We start from the raw sequence: 22,270 nt of genomic DNA, 5'->3' as shown, positions 1-22,270 counted from the left end.
TAGAACTAGGCACAAGTTTTTACGATTTGGGTTTCGAGAGCCATCTTTTCATCCCATCCATTCTTCAGCATTAATTCCAATTCCAACAGCACCGACAAAGCTTTCTGCAAGTCGCCAGCTGAAATACTGGCAACTTCTTGACGCAGGAAGTAAAGCCGTTTGAGATTTTTGATTTCTGCTAAGAACGCAATCGCGCTATCATCTTGATAGTTAGCAGCTATACAAAGTTTGACGACTAACCAAGTTCTAAATGCTGTCGTCAGGGTAGCAACAATTTTTAGGGAAGGTTCATTTCTAGTAATTAAATCCTCAACCAATTTTAATGCCAAAGAGACATTACCCGTGCGAATAGCACTTGCCAATTGCAAGCTGTTTGTTGCATTGTTGGTAACTAATTCTCTCACTGTATCGGCATTGACAGTTACACCATTGGCGTATACTTTAAGTTTTTCTAACTGGGTCACTAATAAGCGCGTATTGTTACCAACTGCTTCAACCAATACTCGATAAGCATCAGGTGTAAACTCGCTCCCCGTTTCTTTTGCTAAGTTACGCGCTTGCTTTATCAGCGTGTCAGTCTGCCACTGGGGAATCGAGGGAAATTCCTTAACTTGGGCAAATTGTAGCAGCAGCTTCACTGACTTGTTCCTAGAATCGGGTTTGTTAATAGTAGTAATCAGCAGAAAGTTAGTGGCTGGTACGATCGCTAAGATGTGCTCTAACTGCTGCAACATTTCTTTCGGGCAAACTCCCAATAGAGTGCTGGATGGTAAGTAAACTAACCGACCTCCCGTTCCTAATGGAGGAGTCATAATATCCGCGATCGCTTGAGGAATGCTATCTTTTGAATCTGGAGGATATTCGGAGTAATTAAAACTCGCCCATCGTTCATCGAGAACGCGCGATCGCAATTGTTTAATCACGCGACTCATCAGGAACTCGTCTTCGCCCCAATAAATCTGGATTGGCATGATTCTATAACTGAATAGAAGATTCTAGAAAGAGATACCCGCACTCTAGATGTAAGTGCGGGTTGTGCTAATTGAATTGAACTAGAGTCTAGAGAGCATCCACTGCTTGGAATGCACCGAAGTGTTCTCTAATTCTGTGTTGAACGGTAGGACTGCACTGCCCCCACCAGCGTTCTGTAGGCTGACCGCCTACACAAGAAAGAACAGCGCCAAAACCCGCTCCTACATATTTAACAGGCAGGCAAATACTACCTCTTGCGGTTTGTTTTGGTTGAGGTGTTACGCCAAAAGAAATGAGTTTTCTTTCTAGCTTGTTGAGAGTCTGAATTTCTGGCATAATCAAAGGTGCGTGTAATCGGTCACAGACAATTAGTGGAGTATTTGTCCGTGACCGTGTTTTCACCTCAATCGGCGCAAAAGCGCCAAAATGTCTTTGACGTAACTAACAATCTTTGCTGCACTGGCTTCTGGTTGGTCTTCACTTAGCTCTCTGCACAACCAGCTAAAGCTAGCTTTTAAGGTTTCCCTTCTTTTGAGCGGGTCTTCTTTGTTAGGATGGCGTGCAGTTAAAAATGTTGCGGCTTCTGCAATTACCTCTAACTTTGTTTTAACCACGATAATTTCTCCAATTTTGTCTCTAAATTTTGTCGATAATGATGAGGCAGCACTCTACACAGGTATAGCGATAACTTCGTTAAGCTTCGCTAACGCTATTGACAAATAATCCCCAAGGCAAATCCTGAACTTGGGCATTAACTGCGTTTAACCAATACCGAAATTGCTTGTAAAAACTGGTATTGTATTGCCAAGGACTATGACTCACAAGCGAGACCAGCCTGCCTCCAACTTTTAAGCATTGATAGGCTCTTTTCACGTGAGATATCTGCTGTGAGAAAGGAGGATTTTGTACGACTCGCTCGTAGCGATCGCGCTCGATGGGAGTAGTCAGAAAGTCCGAGCCAATTAGTAGTAAACCTTGTAGTGATAGGCTCGTTTGCAATTCTGGAATTGGTTCAATAACTTCGACGATCGCTCCTGCTTGCTGTAGAGAAGTCGCTAGCTTACCAAAACCAGCCGATGGCTCCAAACAACTGATTCCTGGCTTAATATTTGCTGCCTCTACTAATAATTCCACGACCCAAGATGGTGAGGGAAAGAGATCCCAAGATTTGAGAATTTCACAATTGTTCAACTGCTTTTACCGATTCAATTCGACAATCGCACTCGTCTAATAATCAAGCTTCTCTACTCGACTGGAATTAGAGCCATCAAGCTATGTTCTTTGAAGCGAAGATCGTTCGAGAATTCGCAAAACGAGCAGGCATGAGAAATGTTAAGGCTAGCCTACAGTAGTTGCGTTATGCCCGTGCTAGCCGCAAGGATAATTCGTTCTAGAAGGGAAAATAGTTGTTCAATGTCACGACCGAAAAAACACTCGGCAATGGTTCGCGAATCAACGCCGAGGTCAAGAGCGAGTTAATGTAATAATTGGTTTGCTGATAGGTTTTCGCTGCCGAATGCCAATGCGCTCGATATATAACAAAGCAGAGCGGCGCTATTGAGTCATCCTAGAGCGCCGCGCCAACCCTGCATTATTTGCCCGATGCATTCGACGATGAGTTTAACCGGCTTTATGACCACGGGATTTGGGGAGTTCTCTAGTATTTAGAGTTTCCGTGTTGAGCGATCGCACTTAGGCAATTCTCACTTCGCCTCTGCCCAATTTCTCTAAAAGTTCTGACACACTGCTACAGCCAGTCGCTTCTACTACCTCCGCCACACCCTTCCAGCCTGACTCGGTTACAGACAGAGTGCGCTTTTTCTTCTCCTCGTCATAGATCTTTTGTTGAGGACGAAGATTTGCCAAGCTATTTTGATGTTGACCTCTGCCCATACCCTTAAAACAAAGTGTTGACTTTTTCTCGAATACGTATACAATGAAATCAACTGAATCGGTAGCGGTTAGTCAGCGACGTAGGAAATCCAGAACTAACCGCTTCTAAGTTCCCTTGTAGAAAAGGAGCTTTTAATATGTATGGTATACTCGAACCCCCTACGATCGCAACTAGCGAGCTGCATTCTCATCTAGAACAGCAAGCGCAAAGCGTTGCCCCTCAAATAGAGCTAGTCGCTGCCACAATTTCTGTGGAGCGCCTGGGCTTAACTAGAAATGCATCCTCTACCCCCTATATTGTCTACCGCGTCAAAGAGCGTCGTTGCTGTACCTTTTTCAAACGCAAGCTGTTGTGGCAGCTAATGCAGGCAATGCTTCGAGCGGAGTACGGGATCGAAGACAAGATCCGCAGCATAATTTCTACCCCAGACTTTAGCTTGTCTTTCTTCATTGGTTCTAGCTGGCGGCACGTTCTCAACCAACAGATTTGTTGCTTTGTGGAACGAGCCAATAATTTGAGGCGGTTGGAGTCGATCGCATCGACCCCTTTATCCGCCGTCTCGCCTCCAGAAGAAACCATCCCAGATCCCGTAGAGATTTTAGTGGCAGCGATGAAACTGGCGATCGCCAAGTCTAACTGGAACTTAGTCAAGGGCGAAATCGCAGCATATCCAGAATACAAGGCGATTGCCTGGTCGCAGCTCACTAGAGACGAAAAACAGCAGCTTTGTGCCCTCGTTCCCGAAGCGATTCAACTGGCCCAAAACTTTGCCTTTCTTGTCGGAGAGCGTCAACCATCGCAACTCGACTCCTGGTTAGAACGGGCACTCAAGAGTCAACTTTCTCCCTTTCACCGCTTTGCCAAACGGCTGCAAGAGGACTACGATGCTGTCAAGGCAGGTATAACACTTCCTTGGAGCAACGGTCAGACCGAAGGTCAGATCAATCGACTGAAGATGTTGAAGCGTCAGATGTTTGGTCGTGCTGGAATGGAACTGCTCTCCCGACGATTCTTGCTAGCGGTGTAAAGCTCATCCCCACGCGGCAAATGAAATCTTTTGGGTTCAGCTAATGGCGATCGCCTCATTCTGTCTCCAGTCAAGAGCGATCGCTCATCCGTAACATTCTTCTGCATCACCAAAATTGCGGAGGACCCTTATTCCTGGCTCAGTTGCATTTAATCCTGGTTCAAACGAAATTATAGTTGCAAATAATCCTGGTTTGAAAATGTCTTGATTGCTGGTTTGAGCATTTATAATTGCAGGTCGCTACAGCTACATCGCGGAAATGGGGGATTTACCAGGGCTTGATTTGGATACTCTCAATGAGTGGCGTAGTTTTGCTAGTCGCGATCCTAATCCCGATGAATTTCTCTATCGTCGTCTGTTGATGGCTCAATGTAAAGCTTTGGCAGAAGGAATTCCCGCACTGTTTGATACTCGCCAAAACTACCAAGCACTGTTTTTGCCTGGGAATCTCTTGAATCAGGATTCGATTGTGCGGTGGTTGGTAAAGGAGATTCCAGAGGAGGATTGGCAAGATATTGAGGTAGTAGGGTGGCTGTACCAGTTTTATATTTCCGAACGCAAGGATGAGGTAATAGGGGCAAAGTCGAAGGTTGCAGCGGCGGATATTCCAGCAGCAACGCAATTGTTTACTCCCCATTGGATTGTCCGGTATATGGTGGAAAATAGTTTGGGGCGGTTGTGGTTAGAGGCGCATCCTGAATCGCGGTTGCGGGAACATATGCCCTACTATTTGGAGAATCCTAATAATAGTAGTGGAGAAAATGAAGATCTTAGATCGCTAACGCCTCAAGATTTAACTGCGATCGATCCTGCTTGTGGTAGCGGTCATATATTAGTGTATGCGTTTGATTTGCTGTTTGAGATTTACAAGGAACAAGGTTATTTAGAACGGGATATTCCGGCGTTGATTTTGATACATAATTTGTATGGTTTAGATATTGATGAACGTGCGGCGCAGTTGGCAAGTTTTGCCGTGTTGATGAAGGCACGGGCGAAAAATTCTCGAATTTTGCGGAAGCCGCCTGTTTTGAATATTACGACAGTACGTCCTACTCATAGTCAGACTTTACCACCTGCTGCGGAGTTGAAGGCTGAAGATTGGGAACCGCTAGTTGAGGCTTTTGAGAATGCCGATAATTTGGGAAGTTTGATTACGCCACCACCTTTTGATGCACAGAGGTTGAAGGCGCAATTGGAAAAGTTGGAAAACAGCGATCGCAATCCACTATTTCGAGAATATGTTCCAGCTTTGCAGGGGTTGCTTTTACAGGCGGAGTTGTTGAGTAAGCAGTATTGGGTTGTAGTAGCAAATCCGCCATATATGGGTAATGGTTCGTTTAATAATGTAGTCAAAAAGTTTGTTAATACAAATTATCAAAACAGTAAAAGTGATTTATTTGCTATTTTTATGGAACTGTGTATAAAGATGGTTGCTAATACTGGGTTTATGGCAACCATCAATCAACAGTCTTGGATGTTTCTCAGCAGTTATGAAAATTTACGAAAAGAATTGTTGACAAAATACACTATAGAGTCAATGGTTCACTTGGGAGCAAGAGCCTTTCCTGAAATAGGTGGCGAAGTTGTACAATCAACAACTTTTGTATTGAGTAAACAAAGCCCTCAAGATAGAACAGGAAATTATGTTCGTTTAGTTAATTACAATAGTGCTGAGTCGAAAGAGAAAAAATACTTCAGCGGCGAACATAGGTATTTTGGAGTTAATCAAGCTGATTTTGCTAAAATACCAGGAAGTGCGATCGCTTACTGGGTCTGTAAAAATATTTTTAACATTTTTTGGCAAAGTCATAACTTAGGTAAAATTGCTGTTACTACTAAAGGAATAGCAACCAATAAAAACGATCGTTTTATACGTTGTTGGCAAGAAGTAAGTATTGAGCGCACAAATTTGAAATATTCAACTAAAGGTAAAAATAATTCAATTAAATCTTGGTTTGCATTAAGCAAAGGTGGAGAATTTAGAAGATGGTACGGAAATTTGGAATACGTTATTAACTACTTGAATGACGGGGAAGAAGTGAGAGAGTATAGGGTCAAAGTTGGACAAGCTGAAGCATTGCCAGGAGCCAAATATTACTTTCTTCAGGGTATTACGTGGTCAAAAATAAGTTCGTCGTTTTTTGGTGTACGTTTTTTACCAAAAGAATTAATTTTTGATGATGCAAGTCCATCATTATTTACAAGCAAAAATTATATTTATTGGCTGTTGGGATATATGTGTTCTAACGTTGCTTTTGAGTTAATTAAAGTTATAAGTTCTACACTTAATTTTCAGTCAGGTGATATCAAAAATTTACCTGCGCCAGTCAATAATGAATCGCATACGTATGCTCAAAATATTGCCTTATCAGCTATCGAAATTTCTCGTCAAGACTGGGATAACTTTGAAACATCCTGGGACTTCCAAACCCATCCTCTTCTTCGCCACAACACCAAACACCTCAGCGAAGCTTTCACCATTTGGCAAAGTAAATCAGAAACCGCCTTCCGCGAACTCCAACGCCTTGAAGAAGAAAACAACTGCTACTGGATAGAAGCCTACGGCTTACAAGACGAGCTTACCCCAGAAGTACCCGACGACCAAATCACCATCCGCCGCGCCGACTTAGATAGAGATATCCGTTCCCTCATATCCTACGCAGTTGGCTGCATGATGGGGCGCTATTCCCTCGATAAACCAAGACTCATTCACGCCGAACAACCTTTTGACCCCACCCTACACCAATCCTTCCCGCCAGCAGCAACGCAATTATTCCGATTACCGACCAAGCATACTTTGATGACGACATCGTTACCCGCTTCATAGAATTTCTGCGCGTCGCCTACAGTCCCGAAACCCTCACCGAAAATCTCAATTTCATCGCCAACGCCCTCAAACTTAAAAACGGAGAAAGTGCCCAAGAACGCATCCGTCGCTACTTTGTGCAAGAATTCATCTCCGACCACATTCAAACTTATAAAAAGCGTCCTATTTACTGGCTATTTACTAGTGGTAAAAAACGAGCCTTTGGCGCATTAGTCTACTTACACCGCTACAACGAAGACACCCTCGCCCGCATCCGCACCGATTACGTTTTGGAATTGCAAGTCAAATTAGACGGTGAAATTGCACGCGCACAACAACAGCTAGACAACGCCAGTTCCAGCGCCGCTAAAAAAGCCGCCACCAACCGCTTAAAAGAACTGCAAGCCCAACAGCTAGAACTGCGAGATTACCAAGCCAAGCTGCAAACCCTAGCCGATGCGCGAATTACACTCAACCTTGACGATGGAGTAGCCTACAACTACACTCGCTTCAAAGGCTTGGTTTATGAAGGCTCTGATTTAAAAATGGCAGATTTAGAGAAAGCTTCTCAATGGAAAAGGGAGTTATTGTAATGAGTCATACCATTTCTTTCAAACTTCGCGCCTAGAAGATCCCCCAACCCCCTTTTTAAGGGGGCTATAGGATTGAAACTGGTGTAATGATAAACAGAAATGGTATTAAGCAATAGCAAATTCTGTCAATTCTCGTTTACTGGGATGATGAAACCCTAAAACAATATCACTTTGAGGGATGCCAGCAGATAGTAAATCGTCAACAACGCAGAAATTAGTTGCATCTGTTTCAACCCAAATTTTGCCGTTTTTAATGCAGAGATACATGATGATATACTTGATCTGCTTTTTTCCCTCCCAACCAAAACGAAACCAAAGATATTGATCTCGTGTTTCATCAAAAGCTAGGCGATCGCTTGCCTCAACTTCTCTATTTTCCGTAACTTGAATATTAGCTATTTCATAATATTCTGTTAATATAACTTTGATAGCACTACGATATTTTTCTAGCTCGTTCATTGCAAAACCTCCTCTTTTTTTAGATTCACAAATATTAACTTTTTCATGTTCGATAATCTCTGTAAGTTCCTAGTCGAGAATTTTTCCAACGATTTCGCTACTTGGCTGCTAGGCGAACCAATAGCCTTAACCCAGTTAAGTCCTAAAGAACTTTCCCTAGAACCAATTCGTGCCGATGCTCTCATCTTACGGCAATCAGATGAAATAGTTTTGCACATCGAATTTCAAACTCAACCGGATGGGAATATTCCTTTTCGCATGGCAGACTACCGTTTGCGGGTATATCGTCGCTTTCCTCGCAAACAGATGCGTCAAGTAGTGATTTATTTACAAAAAACTAATTCAGAACTGGTTGGGCAAACTACATTTACTCTTGAAGAAACATTTCATCGCTTCCAAGTAATTCGTCTATGGGAACAACCAACAGAAATATTTTTGCAAACTCCTGGCTTACTTCCATTTGCTGTTTTAAGTAATACCGATAATAAAACTAATACTTTGCAGGAAGTCGCAACAGTAATTAACAATATTACCAACCAACGAATGCAGAGCAATCTTGCTGCATCTGCATTCATCCTAGCTGGGCTAGTATTGGAAGAAGAAGAGATTCAGCGTTTGCTACGGAGAGATATTATGCAAGAGTCAGTAACTTATCAATTATTACTAGCTGAAGGTCGAGCTGAAGGTCGAGCTGAAGGTATCGAACAGGGGATTCGACGTGTTGCGATCAATATGTTAAAAGAGGGAATGTCTATTGAAGTAGTGGCAAGAGTGACAGGTTTAACGGTGGAACAAGTACAACAATTACAAATTGCTGAAGCAGAAAAACCAGGAGAATGAACACCGCCCGTATCCAAAACACCCTAGAAAACCTCTTCCATGATTCCGCCCGTTGGTCGCACTCAGGACAACGGGTTGTATTTTGGTACGATCCCGATCGGCAATTTGCCAGCAGTTTCGACGAACTCCAGCTCGAAGGTGTAGAGAAAATCCAACTGATTGACACTCCCTTCACCGTCAAGTATCGCCTATTAATCGAGCAACCGACTCAAGCCTTTCTCCTGTACGCCCCTTTTCCCGAACCTGCGCCCCAAGAAAACTGGCTGCTGGATATCCAAAAGAGCGGCTTAACCTTCTCTGCCGATCCTGCTGCTCTGATCTACGCTGATTTAGGACTGCGCCAGCGCCGCCTAGAGAGTGTAATTCGAGAACAGATAAAATTTTTCAAAAACCGCAAGCGCACAGAAGCCCTGCAAGCAATGGCTATCTCCCCTGATAGCGACGAACGGGGATTACTCCTCGCCATGCTTTCCGTTCTCGCAGGCTTAAAAGTCCCTGACGCAGGTACGTTGATCCGACGGGTGCTGCTAGGAGGATTGTTAGAGTCCGATAATTCCCTTTGGTCTGACATTGAGCGTTTTGTCTCCCCAGCAGCCTTCTGGGAGATAGTCCAAGAACACACCGACTTCCCTACGCAAAATCCCAGCTTAAACAAGTTATTCGTGCAGTTGCTAGTCACTCATTTCGCTAAATCGCTGCACGGTGCAATTCCGCCTCAGTTAGCAGATCGAGTTATCACGCCTGGACAACGGGCTTATGCCTTTATCGATTAGTGGATGCGCGACCAGCAGGATTATCCTGGCTGGCAGATCCTTAGTAGTGAAGTAGCAGAACAATTACAGATATTTGATGCGATCGAGCATTTAGAGCCAGAAGTTTTATATGAAGCAGCTAGCTTTGAGGTCGTAGACCAGGTTTTAATTCGTACCTGCGTCAAAACACTACGTTCTCAGATAGGGCAGCCAACAGCACAACTAGCCCCTTGGCGCAATTGGTTACAGGCGCGTCACACTCTAATTTGGTTTTCCAAGTATGAGAAGATTTACCAAGCCATAGAAGCCGCGATCGCGCTGTTGGAATTTAAGCAGCAGTATACCGAAGGATTCCGCCAGCCTGCACCTACCCTCTTCAAAGCCTATGCTAGCAATTTACATTCCTTTGACCGAGCCTACCGCCACTTTATTACGAAGAGTGATGATGCTCATGGGGACATCCTGAAGGGCTTAATTGAAGACGTAGAGAATTTATACACCCAATGGTTTTTGGATGAGCTAGGAGATGCTTGGTCTAATGCCCTTGACGAACGCTGGGAATTGGCAGGTATAGCTTCTCAAACCAAGTTTTTTGCTAGGTACGTGCTACCAATTTTAGAACGGAGCGATCGCGAGAAAGCATTTGTGATTATTTCCGATGCCTTGCGCTACGAAGTCGCCAGCGAACTCCAGGAGATAATCCAGAAAGAAATACGGGGTGAAACTAGTATAGAGGCGCAATTTGGAGTTTTACCCAGCGTCACGCGATTGGGAATGGCAGCACTGCTTCCAGGGTCGAGGTTAGAACTTATTCCAGGTAGTGACGATGTTTTACTCGATGGGCTGAGTACCAAAGGAGCGATCGCAAGGCAAAAGGTACTGAATCAAAATAGCCGTGTAGAAGCTACGGTAATTGATGCCAAAAACTTACTAGAGATGAATACAGACGAGGGACGGGCTGCCGTGCAACCGTATCGCCTGATCTACATTTATCACAACGTCATTGATGCAATTGGAGATAAGGCATCAAGCGAACGCCAAGTATTCTCAGCTTGCGAACAGGCAATTAGTGAACTGCTACGGCTAGTCAAGAAAATTTGTAATTCTATCAACGGTACAAACGTCATTATTACCGCCGATCACGGGTTTTTGTACCAACGCCGCCCGATTCAAGAAGCAGACAAGCGACCCATACCGAGTAGCGAAGCAGTGCTAGAAAGCAAACGCCGCTACCTCTTAGCACGAGAGCAAGTGAGCGACTCAACCTTGCTGCACTTCAACTTGCCATATTTAAAAGATGGTGTTGCCATTGTACCCCGTGGTAGTTTACGCTTTGCCGTCCAAGGGGCGGGGGCGCAGTTTGTCCACGGCGGGGCATCGCTTCAGGAAATCTGCGTACCAGTCATTACCTACCATCACCAAAGGGCAAAAGGCGACGAGGGACCAGCCCGTAAAGTAGGAGTACAGGTAAGTGCGAGAGTCCGACGGGTAACGAATAATCGCTTTAGCTTGACATTAGTACAGACTGAAGCAGTTGAGGGTAGATGGCGATCGCGTCAAATTACAGTTGCCTTATACGATCCCCAAACGAATACACCCATTACAGACGTGAGAGGAGCTAAATTAAGTAGCAATAGCCCCCATCCCAGCGATCGGGAAATTAACCTGCGGTTGACCGTAACTACCGCTAATCCCCCTACTAACGCCTATTTAATCGTCAAAGATGCAGATGACGAGAGTGAATTGCTGCGAGAACCTTGGACAGTTAGTTTAGGAATCGCCAACGACTTTGGAGACTTCTGATCGAAATCTTCACCCAGTAGATGATACCAAATCATCTCCCCCTGCCCCCCTGCCACTTCTCCCCAATGGACGACCTGAACCAAAAACTCAACAACATTTACCCTGGAAAGGTAGTACGGAAAGACTTGAACAAGCGGATCAAAGAGGGTGCTAACGTACCCGTGTACGTGCTGGAATACCTACTGGGTATGTACTGTGCTACTGACGATGAAACCACCATTGAGGAAGGCGTTACTCGTGTAAAAAACATCCTAGCTCAGAATTACGTCCGTCCTGACGAAGCAGAACAGGTTAAATCTAAGATTCGGGAATTAGGGCGCTTCACCATCATCGATCGCGTGACAGTTACACTCAACGAGAAAAATGACATTTACCAGGGCGCATTAATGAACCTGGGTGTCAAGGGCATAGTGATTGATTCTGAAATCGTCAAACCTAACCAAAAACTCCTGGGTGGTGGTATTTGGTGCATCCTGCAACTAGAGTACGAAGCTGGGATGAAACCCAGCCCCTTCATTGTGACAAGCCTCAAACCGATCCAAATGCCCAGCGTGAATATGGATGAACTGTTTGCAGGTCGTCCAGCTTTTACTCGTAGCGAATGGATTGACTTGCTGATTCGCTCGACGGGACTAGAACCCACCACTACCAGTGAGGATGTGAAGTGGCATTTACTTGCCCGCTTAGTACCCCTTTGTGAAAATAACTACAACTGCTGCGAATTGGGACCGCGCTCTACAGGCAAATCTCACGTTTACAAAGAAGTTTCTCCCAACTCAATCTTGGTTTCTGGTGGAAAAACCACAGTAGCAAACCTGTTTTACAATATGTCCAGCCGCTGCGTAGGACTGGTAGGTTTATTTGATGTCGTTGCCTTTGACGAAGTAGCAGGCATCAGCTTCCACGATAATGATGGCGTGCAAATCATGAAAGACTACATGGCATCGGGTTCATTTGCACGGGGTAAGGCAGAGATTACCGCCAATGCTTCTATGGTGTTTGTCGGCAACATTAATCAAAGCGTGGAATCCTTGGTGAAAACTTCTCACCTGCTAGCACCGTTCCCCGAAGCTATGATTGACACTGCCTTCTTCGATCGCTTTCACGCCTATATCCCTGGTTGGGAAATTCCCAAATTTAGCCCCGAAAATTTTACCAATCAGTACGGTTTTATCGTAGATTACTTGGCGGAGTGGCTGCGGGAAATGCGGAAACGCAGCTTTGCCGATGCGATCGACCTTTACTTTCGATTAGGTAATAATCTCAAGCAACGGGATGTACAAGCAGTCCGCAAAACTGTATCGGGACTGCTGAAGTTGCTCTTCCCCGATGGCTCGTTTAGCAAAGACGACGTGCGCGATGCCCTGGTGTACGCCCTACGAGTGCGGCGGCGGGTGAAGGAACAGCTCAAGAAAATTGGTGGGATGGAATTTTACGACGTGCATTTCAGTTACATTGACTTGGAAACTTTAGAAGAACATTTTGTCTCAGTTCCAGAACAAGGTGGAGCGAGCTTGATTAGCCAAGACATACTAACTCCTGGTCACTTATACTTTGTCAGTACTGGGGATAGCGGTATCGTCGGCACGTTCAAACTCGAACTGCAAGCAGTACCAGGTAGTGGCAAGTTGGTACGCACTGGGGGCGCGAGCGCTACCAGGATGAAAGATAGTGTAAACATTGCCATCAATTACTTTAAAGCTAACGCTCAACGGGTTAGCAGCAGCATACACCCAAATAATTGGGATTTCTTGCTCCAGTTACTCGACTTGCAAGGAGCTGGGACACCGGAGGAAAGTGGATTAGCTTTGTTTGTTTCCTTATGCTCCGCTTCCTTAAAACGGAGCGTCCAGACACAATTAGCCATATTTGGTGAGATGACTTTAGGTGGTACGATTAACCCAGTCAACAATCTAGCAGCTAGCCTGCAAGTAGCCTTTGATGCTGGTGCTAAGCGCGTTCTCCTACCAATGGCAAGTGCCGTAGACTTAGTTAGCGTCCCACCAGAGTTATTTGCAAAATTTCAGACATCATTTTACGCCGATCCTGTAGACGCAGTATTTAAAGCACTGGCAGTAGATTGAAGAGGCAGGGGGGCATCGCTGCGCTTGGGAGCAGGGGAGCAGAGGGGAGAAGCTACATATAGATTCCCCCTTCCCCTGCGTTGAATTAAACGTCTAACATTAAACTCAGGTAATAACCCAACCCATCAGCAAGTAGTTGCTGACGTAAAGCGGATGGTATGGGAACGGCGCGAATTTGATAATTCCCTTTTGGTGAGGTGGGCTGCAACAACCCCGCATTGACCAGTACCAGTAAGGTGTTGCTTGCAACTTTTTTGTAGGTAGATTCTGACCACGCAGCCACAGCAGAACAAGAGTCTCGCTTGGTTTCAAAGAAAGTCCGTAAGTCAGCAGGAGTTACTAAGCGATCGCAACCCTTAATTTTGTCCAGCAAGACTTCAGCGATAAATTCCCGTAGCAGGCGATCTTCTCGCAGGATGAGGAACAGGATAGTAAGTCGGCGAATGTCAGGATTGCCAGTAGCAATAAATTGAATGTATGCCTCTGTTGTTTGCCCAAGGCGTTTAAGGATAGTTTGCAGCGCCCGTGCGCGAGAAACTTGGGAGCGCAGCCCGAACAAGTCTTCTACTAATACTTGCGTGCGAATCTGCTCCTGGGTTACGCCTTGATGTATCAGTTGGGCAACCGTTGCAGTTTCAGTCAACACAAAAGCGTGGCTAGTTCGAGCAGCATAAGTGGTTTCGGTCATAGTGGTAGAGTAGGAATCTATTAACGATCGCTCTCGTATCGCGCTTACGTACATCCCTCGTAGCTTTCTCATCAACTCTTCTAGGGCTACAATAAATCCTACCCACCACTGATAAAAATTCCAGCAAGCTCAAGCCCTGGATTTCAAATTTAAGCTTTATGCACTTTTGCAGCTTTAATCGATCGCATGAGCGAATATCAATACTATGAATTTCAAACTCTAGACCGATCGCTGAACAAAACAGAACAAGCAGCGATCGCTCAACTCTCCAGCCGTGTGGAGTTAAGTACCACCAAAGCTGTGTTTACTTACAGCTATAGCGATCTTCCAGGCGACCCCAAGCAACTCTTGGCAAAATACTTTGACGCATTCTATTACATTGCCAATTGGGGTACGCAACAGTTGGCGTTTCGCTTCCCCAAAGCCCTCATCGACTCAAATGCTATTGAACCCTATTGTCTTGAGGATTGCATCAGTCTTTCTTACATGGGGGACTATGCCATTTTAGATTGGGAATTTAGCCAAGAGGAAGGATTTGATTATTGGATCGAAGGAGAAGGAATTCTTTCACAACTGGTCGGACTACGCCAAGAGATTCTCCAACAAGACTATCGGGGCTTGTACTTAGCATGGCTCAAAGCCATTACCCGATCGCCAGAATACATCACTTTGGAGCCAACACAACTAGAACCTCCAGTTCCTTCTGGACTGAATCAACTCTCCGATGTTCAAGCAGCCTTTAAAGAAATTTTTCAGCTAGACGAGCATTTGCTCAAAGCTGCATCCGCCTCTAGCAGCGAACCGACAGTTGTTTCAGAACAAACAATCGAGCAAGCGATCTCTCAGTTATCCCGCAGTGAGTGCGATGCTTTCCTGCTGCGATTGGCGAGAGCAGAACCCCACCTATCTGTCAAGTTTAGGCAAGAATTGTTGGGTGCGATCGCCATCGACTCTTCTGGCGATCGGTCTGTCCGAACCATTCAACAGCTTTTAGATGCAGCTCAAAAAGAGCAAGCAGAGGCAGAAAAACGGCAACGACAAGCAGCAGAGGCTCAGCGAATTCAAGAACTACAAGCATTAGCTGGACGGGAAACACAAGCATGGGACGAAGTAGAAGCACTATTACAAAAACCCCAAGCCAAGACCTACGATCGCGCCGTTGAGATATTAGTGCAGCTACGAGATTTAGCAAAATATCGAGATAAATATCCAGCCTTTCAAGAGCGATTGAATCAAATTTATGGGCAGTATAGTAAACGGACTGCTTTGATCGAACGATTGCGCCGAGCTAGGTTACTCTAGCCCAATAGTGCTTTGTCCGATTGACAGTAATTACATTACTGATGCGAATTGCCTTTAAGGGCGATCGCGCTTGGAGAAAAGACTGGCTATCACTTTTCACCAACTCAATCAACCGCAACTGATTTTTTACGGGTGGGACGCTTGCGGTCGGATTTTTTCTTCAATTCAATCGCTTGGACTCGATCGCTATCCGATCCATCGCAATGCAGGAGGTTGCACTTACGATGGCACAAAGATGCAAGCACATATTCACGGGATGATATTGGTAAGTATAGGGTATTACAAGTATGATATTTCTAATACGGTTAGTTTCTAAACTACCTACAAATCCTTACTGAAATAAGCTTTAACCGTGAGTTACCAAGATCTCTTTGAACAAAAAAGATACGCCGAAGCTATAGAGGAACTTCAGAGAGAACTGGAGTTAGAGCCAAATGACAAGAAGCGTAGTTTACTAGCTGTTTGCTGGTTTATCCTTGGTAAATCTAGAGACGCTTTAAGGATCTTGCAGCAGATTGAATATCCCACAAATCTAGATTATGAAATTTGGGCTGATATCCATTGGCAATCCGAAAATTGGAACGAAATGGCAATTGCTTTAAGATCGGCACAACGAATCAGCCCATCTGCTTATACGTATTATCGCTTAGCACTTGTCGAGGGAAAGGGGCGTTATTCCTACGAAATTGATGCTGCTAGTAAGGAGATAATGCAGAGTTACCTTATAAGAGCTATTGAGTTTGAAGAGTGTCCTGTTGAAGCATACCTCTTACTTGCAGATTTGTATGAACTTAAAGATATAGAGAGTAGAGTCAATACACTAAATAAAGCCTTTCAAAAATATCCGGATAAAGCTATTGTTCGCCTTGAGCTAGCCCCAACTCTCATCTACCGTAAGGGAGAATATGAAAGAGCAATTGTACTATTATCTCCTCTACTTGGGACAGAAGAATTTGATCGAAGGGCAAGATGGTACACATTTGAAGCCTTGGTGTGTCAGAAAAAATTTGCTGATGCTATTCGCTGTCTAGATGGTATTTTAATCGAGGACGAGAGTTTTATATCTAGAATTAAAGCCGATCTATTGTTTAGACAAGGACAACTTGGTGAGTGGCTAGCTTCTTCTGCTGAATATATGGATAGTACAAATCTCGAATCTGTCATTCGGCATTATTTCCGAAAAGCTTATATCAATTTTCACAGGAACAATCTGAAGCAAGCGGTTAGTGATTTTAGGTCTGGCGCAGAGTTATTCCTTGGCATTGATACTTATTTAGATAGTTTAATAGGAGTTTGGGCTAGTGTTTATTATTTTTCATATCAAGAATTTGATGTTATCGCTGATGTCTGTGAAACCTTAGTCTTACTGAAAGATGAGACTGAACTACTGGCACAACAAGATAGAGGTTTATTGCTATACATAATTCAAAAATATTTCTGTGAAGAACAGCAAGAAGAACTACTTCAATTCTTTCCAGATCTATCAGAATCACCACTTGTATCCGCAGCAGAATTACTTGGATGCCCACCTTGTTTAGGTTACGAACTAGCTCAAGAGATTTTAGATAAGAATCTTCTGCAAGCTATACATTATTACTTAAAACACGCTATTTGGAAATGCGAGAGTGATGACTATCTTTTAAAAAGTTTTTCGGAGAAAGTTTTTAATGAGAAAAATAAGCTTAGCAATGAGGATAAAGAAGAAGTTTATTTAATAAATAATATCGTTTTACCTGAATTGAGGAAATGTAAAAATCCAGATGTAATTTCCAAGGTCTTTCTACCTTTCTATAATACTATTTGGCGTAAGCTTCTTTTCGAGACTAACTCGTTTGCCATTGTTGCTGAAGTTAGCAAAAAGTTTGTAGATAATTCTAAAAACCTTGAGGGTCTCTTCGATTATGCTTATAGTATGGATTGTATAGGAAATCAAGATGAGGCAGCAACTACCTATTTAAGGCTGATTGACCAACAACCGATAAATACAGCAGCTCTCAACAATTTAGGCGTTATCTATGAGACAAAAGGTATGCTTGATGAAGCCTTTTCGCTTTTTTCTCAAGCAGTAGAGTTTTCTCCATCTGATAAAATTTTTTCTTCAAACTACAACAGATTAAAATCGCAAATTAACCGCCGAAATCAATCACTTCAGAGCTTTCGGGACGCTATTGAAAAAGTAAGAACTAAAGCAGCTAGTATCGGTTTCTCTGAAGAAAGCTTAGCGGAACTCAATAAAATTTACTGGGAAAGCGATATAGCTGTAAAATCTATTCAAGAGAAATTCGATGTCAAACGTTATGGCTATAGTAGTATCTACAGCTTTGTTTTCCCTTATCTTGCCAGTGAGAAATGTCCTAACTGCTTCATTGATTTAGTTTATAAAAACCGTTCGGCAAAAGCTTCAGAAGATAAAATCTGTCTTGGTTGTGGACATCAAAGTAGAGGTTGGTGCGCTTGCCAATATTGTAAAAAAATTCAGGAAGAGCGGAAACAGCAAGCAGAAAGAGCGCGTCGTCAGGCTGCTATGGAGGATTTTAACAAACTTAAAGAGCAATATTGTAGACAAGAATATGTTCAGTGGGCTATTACTAAACTCTCACGAAGAGAGAAGATTTTTTTGAAATCATTTATTGAAATCGTTCAAAATAGTGGCGAACCAACTTGGGAAGAAATTTGTGAACGAGCAGGTGTTGTTTCTCAAAAGATATATGTAGAGAAGCTAAGAAATCTAAAATTGTTATTAGTCGATCCCAACAATCAATTTCTAAGTAATTCTGCTGTTCAACTGAGTATGCTTGAGGTTGAGAGCGTTCGTAAAATTTCACCTTCAATTCGTTTTGATGTTTTTCAAAGAGATAACCATACCTGCCAGTACTGTGGGCGTACTCCGCCAGAAATAAAATTGGTTGTAGATCATCTTATTCCAGTAGCTCAAGGTGGTACTGATGTATTTGAAAATTTAGTGACAAGTTGTGAAGACTGTAATTCTGGTAAATCTGACAAGTTAATAAAAGATTTTACAGGTGGATTCAATAAAGAAGAATGGGCTGAGCATATTCAAACTAAACATTTATATATTCTTAAGGAACGTCGTGAGAAGCTAGATGAAATTAAGCAGCATTGGGCATCTTCACTGAGACGAAGAAGTTTATCAGAACGAGATATTACAGCTATTCATACTTTTATAGAAAGATATGAGCCTGATTGGATTAAACTAGCAATTGATATTGCAATACGTAAAGGAATTAAGGACTATTCTAAATACACAGCAGGTATTTTAAGGAATTGGGCAAAGGAGGGTCCACCAAAGCATTTGTCGAATTCTAATGCTGGACTAGTTAAGCAGCCTGCAACTCCTAAACAAATTGCCTACATAGCTTCTTTATTAGAGAGGTCTAGGCTTAGTTTAAGCGATGTAAGTGATAAGACTGACTTTAATGAACTTACAATGTTAGACGCAAGAAATTTGATATCTACCCTCACTGAAGAGGCTGAAGAGTAAGTTAATAGGTAACTATTTCAAAGAGCAGTCATGGCAGTATAACAATTCTGGTGCAGTGAATTAATCGAAGCTGCTTGTGGTGTTGCAAAGTTTTGGCAGTTGCTAATCTGGACTGTCAGCGCGATCGCCAATCCTATACCCTACATTAGCTCTTGCGTAACGCATCAAAAATAGCGATCGCTAAAGCTCTACGCTCAACAAGGTACTACAACTAACGTCCCTGGTGCTTTCATTGATTTATTGCAGGGAAACAAATTTAGCAAACTGATTGTTAAGGTGAGTGACAATCCGACAAGACATAACACCGGATGAGTGGGTTATAGGCGAGTATATTACTTCTTACAACCTCGACACAAATTTTATTAACTCCAATGAGAAATACCGCCATTTAAGTTTGAAGCAGTTCTTATCGGGCAAAAGAGTTTCAGCCTGTCAAAGGTAGTTTGGGGAATTCTTGATGAAGCACAATGCCTCACGCCGTCAAGTTTTGCAAGGTGCGATCGCAATCGCGATCGTTGTTGGGTTCGATCTAGTTAACCGAGAGTGGGTGACATCAGCCAGTGCTGCATCTGAATTTGAATCACTGCCACCCCTGGATGGCATACTGTACACCGATGCTACGACGCGCAATGCTGCCGCTGATGATTTCGGTCATCTGGTGCGCCGCTACCCAACTGCCCTCCTCAAACCAGGTTCGGTTGAAGATGTCGTCAGGATCGTGCGGTTTGCTCGCAGCCATAAACTAAAAGTTGCCGCACGCGGTCAAGCTCACTCCACCTACGGTCAATCCCTCTTAGAGGCGGGGATAGTTATTGACATGGGTACGCTCAACACGATTCATTCTATTGATACACAGCGGGCAGAAGTAGATGCAGGCGTGTTGTGGAGCCAACTATTACAAGCATCCCTAGAGGAACAACTGACACCCCCTGTCCTGACAGATTACATCGAGCTATCTGTTGGTGGTACTTTAGCAGTTGGCGGCATCGGTGGTAGAAGTCATCGCTACGGCGTGCAGGTGGATAACGTCTTGTCCCTTCAAGTCGTCACGGGTGCGGGCAACTTAGAAACTTGCTCTCGCGAGCAGAATCGCGATTTGTTTGAAGCAGTGTTGGCAGGGTTGGGTCAATGTGGCATTATCGTTAGGGCAACAGTTCGTCTGGTTTCTGCTGCTCAAAATGCCCGCGTATTTCTCTTGTTTTACAACGAGCTGGCTGCTTTGACTCGCGACCAACGCCTACTAATTGCTCAAAAACGATTCGACTACGTAGAAGGTCAAGTCGTACCCGATGATAGTGGTGGATGGCGCTATTTGCTGGAGGCAGCTAGCTTTTATACTCCACCGAACGAGCCTGACAATGCTAGTTTGCTTGCTGGATTAAGCTACAACCAGGGGACTCAACAGATTGAAGACAAGTCTTATTTTGATTTTGCCAATCGGTTAGCTCCAACTGTGGCTTTTTTAAAGGAGAATGGTGCTTGGTTTTACCCGCATCCTTGGTTAAATTTATTTGTCCCAGGAACCGCAGTCGATCGCTTTGTGGGTGAGATCGTTTCCGACTTGACTTTAGCAGATACAGGTCAGGGTCCGGTGTTGCTATATCCCGTGGCGACAGACCGCTTGAAGCTACCACTGTTTCGGGTTCCCAACGAGGAGATCGTGTTTCTGTTTAGTATTCTCCGCACTGCACCGCCTGATGCTAGCGCGATCGCATCTATGCTAGCCGACAACCGCACGTTTTTCGAGCGCAACCGCGACAGTGGTGGATATCGCTACCCAATTGATGCGGTTCCCTTTTCTCAAGCCGACTGGAAGCAGCACTTTCATCCGGTTTGGGGTAGGCTAGTCAGCGCCAAGCGCCGTTACGACCCCGACAATTTACTTACGCCAGGTCAAGGGATTTTCTAGCACGGATTTTCGCGCCTCAAGTCATACCCATTGGGTTTCAAACGCATCTTCACCCCTGCCATAGATTAAGTCACCATATTTCTGCCAACAAGCTATTTCTGCTGGTGAGAGGGGAGGTGCTTGCAAAACAGCTAAGTTTTCCTGCAACTGCTGTAAATTCTGCGGTGCGGTAAGTGCTAAGCTGACTGCCGAATGATTCAGGACGTAACGATAACAGTCGGCGGCGGTTGGCGGTTTTTCTTGCCAGTTGGGATGTCCTTTCAACAGCGTCCCCCAGCGCGTACAGGTAAATGCGATGACAGGAATACTTGCTGCTTGAGCGCTAGGTAAAACATTTTCTTCTGCTTTACGATGCGCCATGTTGTAGCGGTGCATTAATAACTCGCACTTGCCGCGTTCGATCGAATCTAAAGCAATCGGTCGATTGTGAGTCGTGATTCCGACGTAGCGCACGAGTCCTTTTTGTTGCCAAAGCTGCAACTGCTCCAGTACTGCCTCAACTTGCTGCATATCCTCACTCGGATAGATATATTCGACAAAGAAGGCATCGACGACATCAATATTTAGTTGCTGGCGCACAGAATCGAAGTCGTGGCGCAACCAGTTGAGATCTCTTTCTTGACTACCCGTGGCAACTAAAACTTGCTCTCGCTTTGTTGCTAACAGCGATCTTAGACCAGCTAAAAATTTCTCATTAGTGAAATCGTAAAAGAAAAAGTAATTGATCCCTGCCTCAAATGCGGCGGCGATACAATTCGCATCCATGCCCCAGAAGCTGCCAAACCGAGAATGCTGGCTGAGTGTCCCTGTTGCGTGACTATTTCCACGAGCTTCACTCCGACATCAAAAATTCTTGCTACGGGGCAGTTTGAAAAAATGGTTCATCTACTACCCCAGCCGTTGCAGGCATACTACTTACCAGAAATTCTAGCCTAAGCCGATCGGGGTGAAAGACGCGATCGTGCCTCTTGAAAAGTTAATGGCAAGAGTGCAAACAACAGTAGAAACAACTTTTATCAGTCCTACGGTGGAAGACATACTTAGTAATCAATTTATCTTTTCAAACACGTAACGATTGAAAGCTCCTGCATTTCCTTGTCGATCGAACCAGAAGACAGTAAATGGCTCTTGTCTCTCGCCATCCTCCATCCCAGGCGTACCGATTGGCATCCCAGCTACGGCGATTCCAGCTACTTGAGGCTGTTGTGCCAACAGGCGTTTAATGTCTTGAGCGGGAACGTGTCCCTCGATCGCATACCCCCCAATTGTTGCGGTGTGGCAGGATGCCAAGCGATTCGGTACACCTTGTTGCTGCTTGACTAGATTCATCTTGGATGTGGCGATCTCTTCGATCTCAAAGCCCTCTGACGCTAGGTGAGACATCCAGCCCCCACAGCAACTACAGGAGGGATCGCGATAGACAGTGAGTGTTGAAGCTTGAGTAGCTGCCAGACTTGGAACACTCAGCAGTACCAATGTTGCAGTAATTGTCGCAAAAGCGATCGCTAGCCACTTAAGGGAGCGACGAACTTGAGAGCTAGATCTCTTAAATTTCATACGACTTCAAGTCAAGTAAGTAGCGGTAGGTGCGCTGACTTTTCTTTACAAAGGAACGAGCTATTATTGCTCTGTTTGCTTC

Annotated in this window: 20 protein-coding genes and 1 pseudogene; 12 read left to right on the top strand and 9 right to left on the bottom strand. The window is 44.3% G+C overall.

Going from position 1 to position 22,270, the window contains the following annotated elements:
* Positions 1-5: 5 nt before the first annotated feature.
* From holA to M5J74_RS20345, 5 genes are all read right to left on the bottom strand, one after another.
* A complete protein-coding gene (gene holA, locus M5J74_RS20365) occupies positions 6-971 on the bottom strand; it encodes a DNA polymerase III subunit delta (protein WP_250012995.1) in 966 nt (321 codons plus the stop codon).
* Positions 972-1,059: 88 nt separating this feature from the next.
* Positions 1,060-1,308, bottom strand: coding sequence for a hypothetical protein (locus M5J74_RS20360; protein ID WP_127024489.1), 249 nt, complete (start codon positions 1,306-1,308; stop codon positions 1,060-1,062).
* Positions 1,309-1,370: 62 nt separating this feature from the next.
* Entirely contained in the window at positions 1,371-1,586 is a 216-nt protein-coding gene (locus M5J74_RS20355) for a hypothetical protein (protein ID WP_250012994.1), read from the bottom strand.
* Between the two features lie 79 nt (positions 1,587-1,665).
* A complete protein-coding gene (locus M5J74_RS20350) occupies positions 1,666-2,163 on the bottom strand; it encodes a hypothetical protein (protein ID WP_250012993.1) in 498 nt (165 codons plus the stop codon).
* A 501-nt stretch (positions 2,164-2,664) separates the two neighbouring features.
* Positions 2,665-2,865 (bottom strand): hypothetical protein, encoded by a 201-nt coding sequence (locus M5J74_RS20345; protein WP_106217820.1) that lies wholly within the window; start codon positions 2,863-2,865, stop codon positions 2,665-2,667.
* Positions 2,866-3,614: 749 nt separating this feature from the next.
* On the opposite strand from M5J74_RS20345, the pseudogene M5J74_RS20340 reads away from it, so the two are divergent.
* The 3 genes and pseudogenes from M5J74_RS20340 to M5J74_RS20330 all read left to right on the top strand — a co-directional run.
* Positions 3,615-3,893: pseudogene (locus M5J74_RS20340) on the top strand (transposase); the annotation flags it as partial.
* 259 nt (positions 3,894-4,152) lie between these two features.
* Entirely contained in the window at positions 4,153-6,720 is a 2,568-nt protein-coding gene (pglX, locus tag M5J74_RS20335) for a BREX-1 system adenine-specific DNA-methyltransferase PglX (protein WP_250012992.1), read from the top strand.
* Between the two features lie 116 nt (positions 6,721-6,836).
* On the top strand, positions 6,837-7,292 hold the full coding sequence (locus M5J74_RS20330; protein ID WP_250012991.1) for a BREX-1 system adenine-specific DNA-methyltransferase PglX: 456 nt from the start codon (positions 6,837-6,839) through the stop codon (positions 7,290-7,292).
* 105 nt (positions 7,293-7,397) lie between these two features.
* Here M5J74_RS20330 and M5J74_RS20325 read toward each other — a convergent pair whose 3' ends face one another.
* Positions 7,398-7,751: a XisI protein gene (locus tag M5J74_RS20325; RefSeq protein WP_015155850.1), complete on the bottom strand. Its 354-nt coding sequence runs from the start codon at positions 7,749-7,751 to the stop codon at positions 7,398-7,400.
* Positions 7,752-7,796: 45 nt separating this feature from the next.
* Between M5J74_RS20325 and M5J74_RS20320 the strand changes: the two genes are divergently transcribed.
* From M5J74_RS20320 to brxL, 4 genes are all read left to right on the top strand, one after another.
* On the top strand, positions 7,797-8,591 hold the full coding sequence (locus tag M5J74_RS20320; protein ID WP_250012990.1) for an Rpn family recombination-promoting nuclease/putative transposase: 795 nt from the start codon (positions 7,797-7,799) through the stop codon (positions 8,589-8,591).
* Entirely contained in the window at positions 8,588-9,364 is a 777-nt protein-coding gene (locus tag M5J74_RS20315) for a hypothetical protein (RefSeq protein WP_181246558.1), read from the top strand. The genes M5J74_RS20320 and M5J74_RS20315 overlap by 4 nt, the downstream gene beginning before the upstream one ends.
* A gap of 3 nt (positions 9,365-9,367) precedes the next feature.
* Positions 9,368-11,146 (top strand): BREX-1 system phosphatase PglZ type A, encoded by a 1,779-nt coding sequence (gene pglZ, locus M5J74_RS20310; RefSeq protein ID WP_219335963.1) that lies wholly within the window; start codon positions 9,368-9,370, stop codon positions 11,144-11,146.
* Between the two features lie 65 nt (positions 11,147-11,211).
* Positions 11,212-13,230 carry a protease Lon-related BREX system protein BrxL gene (gene brxL, locus M5J74_RS20305; protein ID WP_250012989.1) on the top strand — a complete coding sequence of 673 codons (2,019 nt, stop codon included), beginning with the start codon at positions 11,212-11,214 and terminating at the stop codon, positions 13,228-13,230.
* Positions 13,231-13,315: 85 nt separating this feature from the next.
* Here brxL and M5J74_RS20300 read toward each other — a convergent pair whose 3' ends face one another.
* Entirely contained in the window at positions 13,316-13,918 is a 603-nt protein-coding gene (locus tag M5J74_RS20300; protein WP_015155848.1) for a DUF1819 family protein, read from the bottom strand.
* Between the two features lie 186 nt (positions 13,919-14,104).
* On the opposite strand from M5J74_RS20300, the gene M5J74_RS20295 reads away from it, so the two are divergent.
* The 4 genes from M5J74_RS20295 (at position 14,105) to M5J74_RS20280 (ending at position 20,631) form a co-directional block, all read left to right on the top strand.
* On the top strand, positions 14,105-15,220 hold the full coding sequence (locus M5J74_RS20295; protein WP_250012988.1) for a hypothetical protein: 1,116 nt from the start codon (positions 14,105-14,107) through the stop codon (positions 15,218-15,220).
* Between the two features lie 70 nt (positions 15,221-15,290).
* Complete coding sequence (locus tag M5J74_RS20290) at positions 15,291-15,536, top strand: hypothetical protein (protein ID WP_250012987.1); 246 nt, start codon at positions 15,291-15,293, stop codon at positions 15,534-15,536.
* Between the two features lie 36 nt (positions 15,537-15,572).
* The gene (locus M5J74_RS20285; RefSeq protein WP_250012986.1) at positions 15,573-18,722 is read left to right on the top strand and encodes an HNH endonuclease; all 3,150 of its coding nucleotides are present in this window, start codon (positions 15,573-15,575) and stop codon (positions 18,720-18,722) included.
* A 457-nt stretch (positions 18,723-19,179) separates the two neighbouring features.
* Entirely contained in the window at positions 19,180-20,631 is a 1,452-nt protein-coding gene (locus tag M5J74_RS20280) for an FAD-binding protein (protein WP_250012985.1), read from the top strand.
* 21 nt (positions 20,632-20,652) lie between these two features.
* On the opposite strand, the gene M5J74_RS20275 is transcribed toward M5J74_RS20280, so the two are convergent.
* Positions 20,653-21,396 (bottom strand): aldo/keto reductase, encoded by a 744-nt coding sequence (locus M5J74_RS20275; RefSeq protein ID WP_250012984.1) that lies wholly within the window; start codon positions 21,394-21,396, stop codon positions 20,653-20,655.
* Between the two features lie 48 nt (positions 21,397-21,444).
* Between M5J74_RS20275 and M5J74_RS32860 the strand changes: the two genes are divergently transcribed.
* Positions 21,445-21,567, top strand: coding sequence for a hypothetical protein (locus M5J74_RS32860; protein ID WP_256498546.1), 123 nt, complete (start codon positions 21,445-21,447; stop codon positions 21,565-21,567).
* Between the two features lie 111 nt (positions 21,568-21,678).
* Here the strand turns inward: M5J74_RS32860 and M5J74_RS20270 are convergent, their stop codons facing one another.
* Entirely contained in the window at positions 21,679-22,188 is a 510-nt protein-coding gene (locus tag M5J74_RS20270; RefSeq protein ID WP_250012983.1) for a DUF411 domain-containing protein, read from the bottom strand.
* Positions 22,189-22,270 lie beyond the last annotated feature (82 nt).

Source organism: Chroococcidiopsis sp. CCNUC1 (assembly GCF_023546805.1).
In the GTDB taxonomy this organism is placed as follows: Bacteria; Cyanobacteriota; Cyanobacteriia; order Cyanobacteriales; family Chroococcidiopsidaceae; genus Chroococcidiopsis; species Chroococcidiopsis thermalis.
Note: the sequence above shows the minus strand (reverse complement) of the source record. Positions and strands in the feature narration are given on the sequence as shown.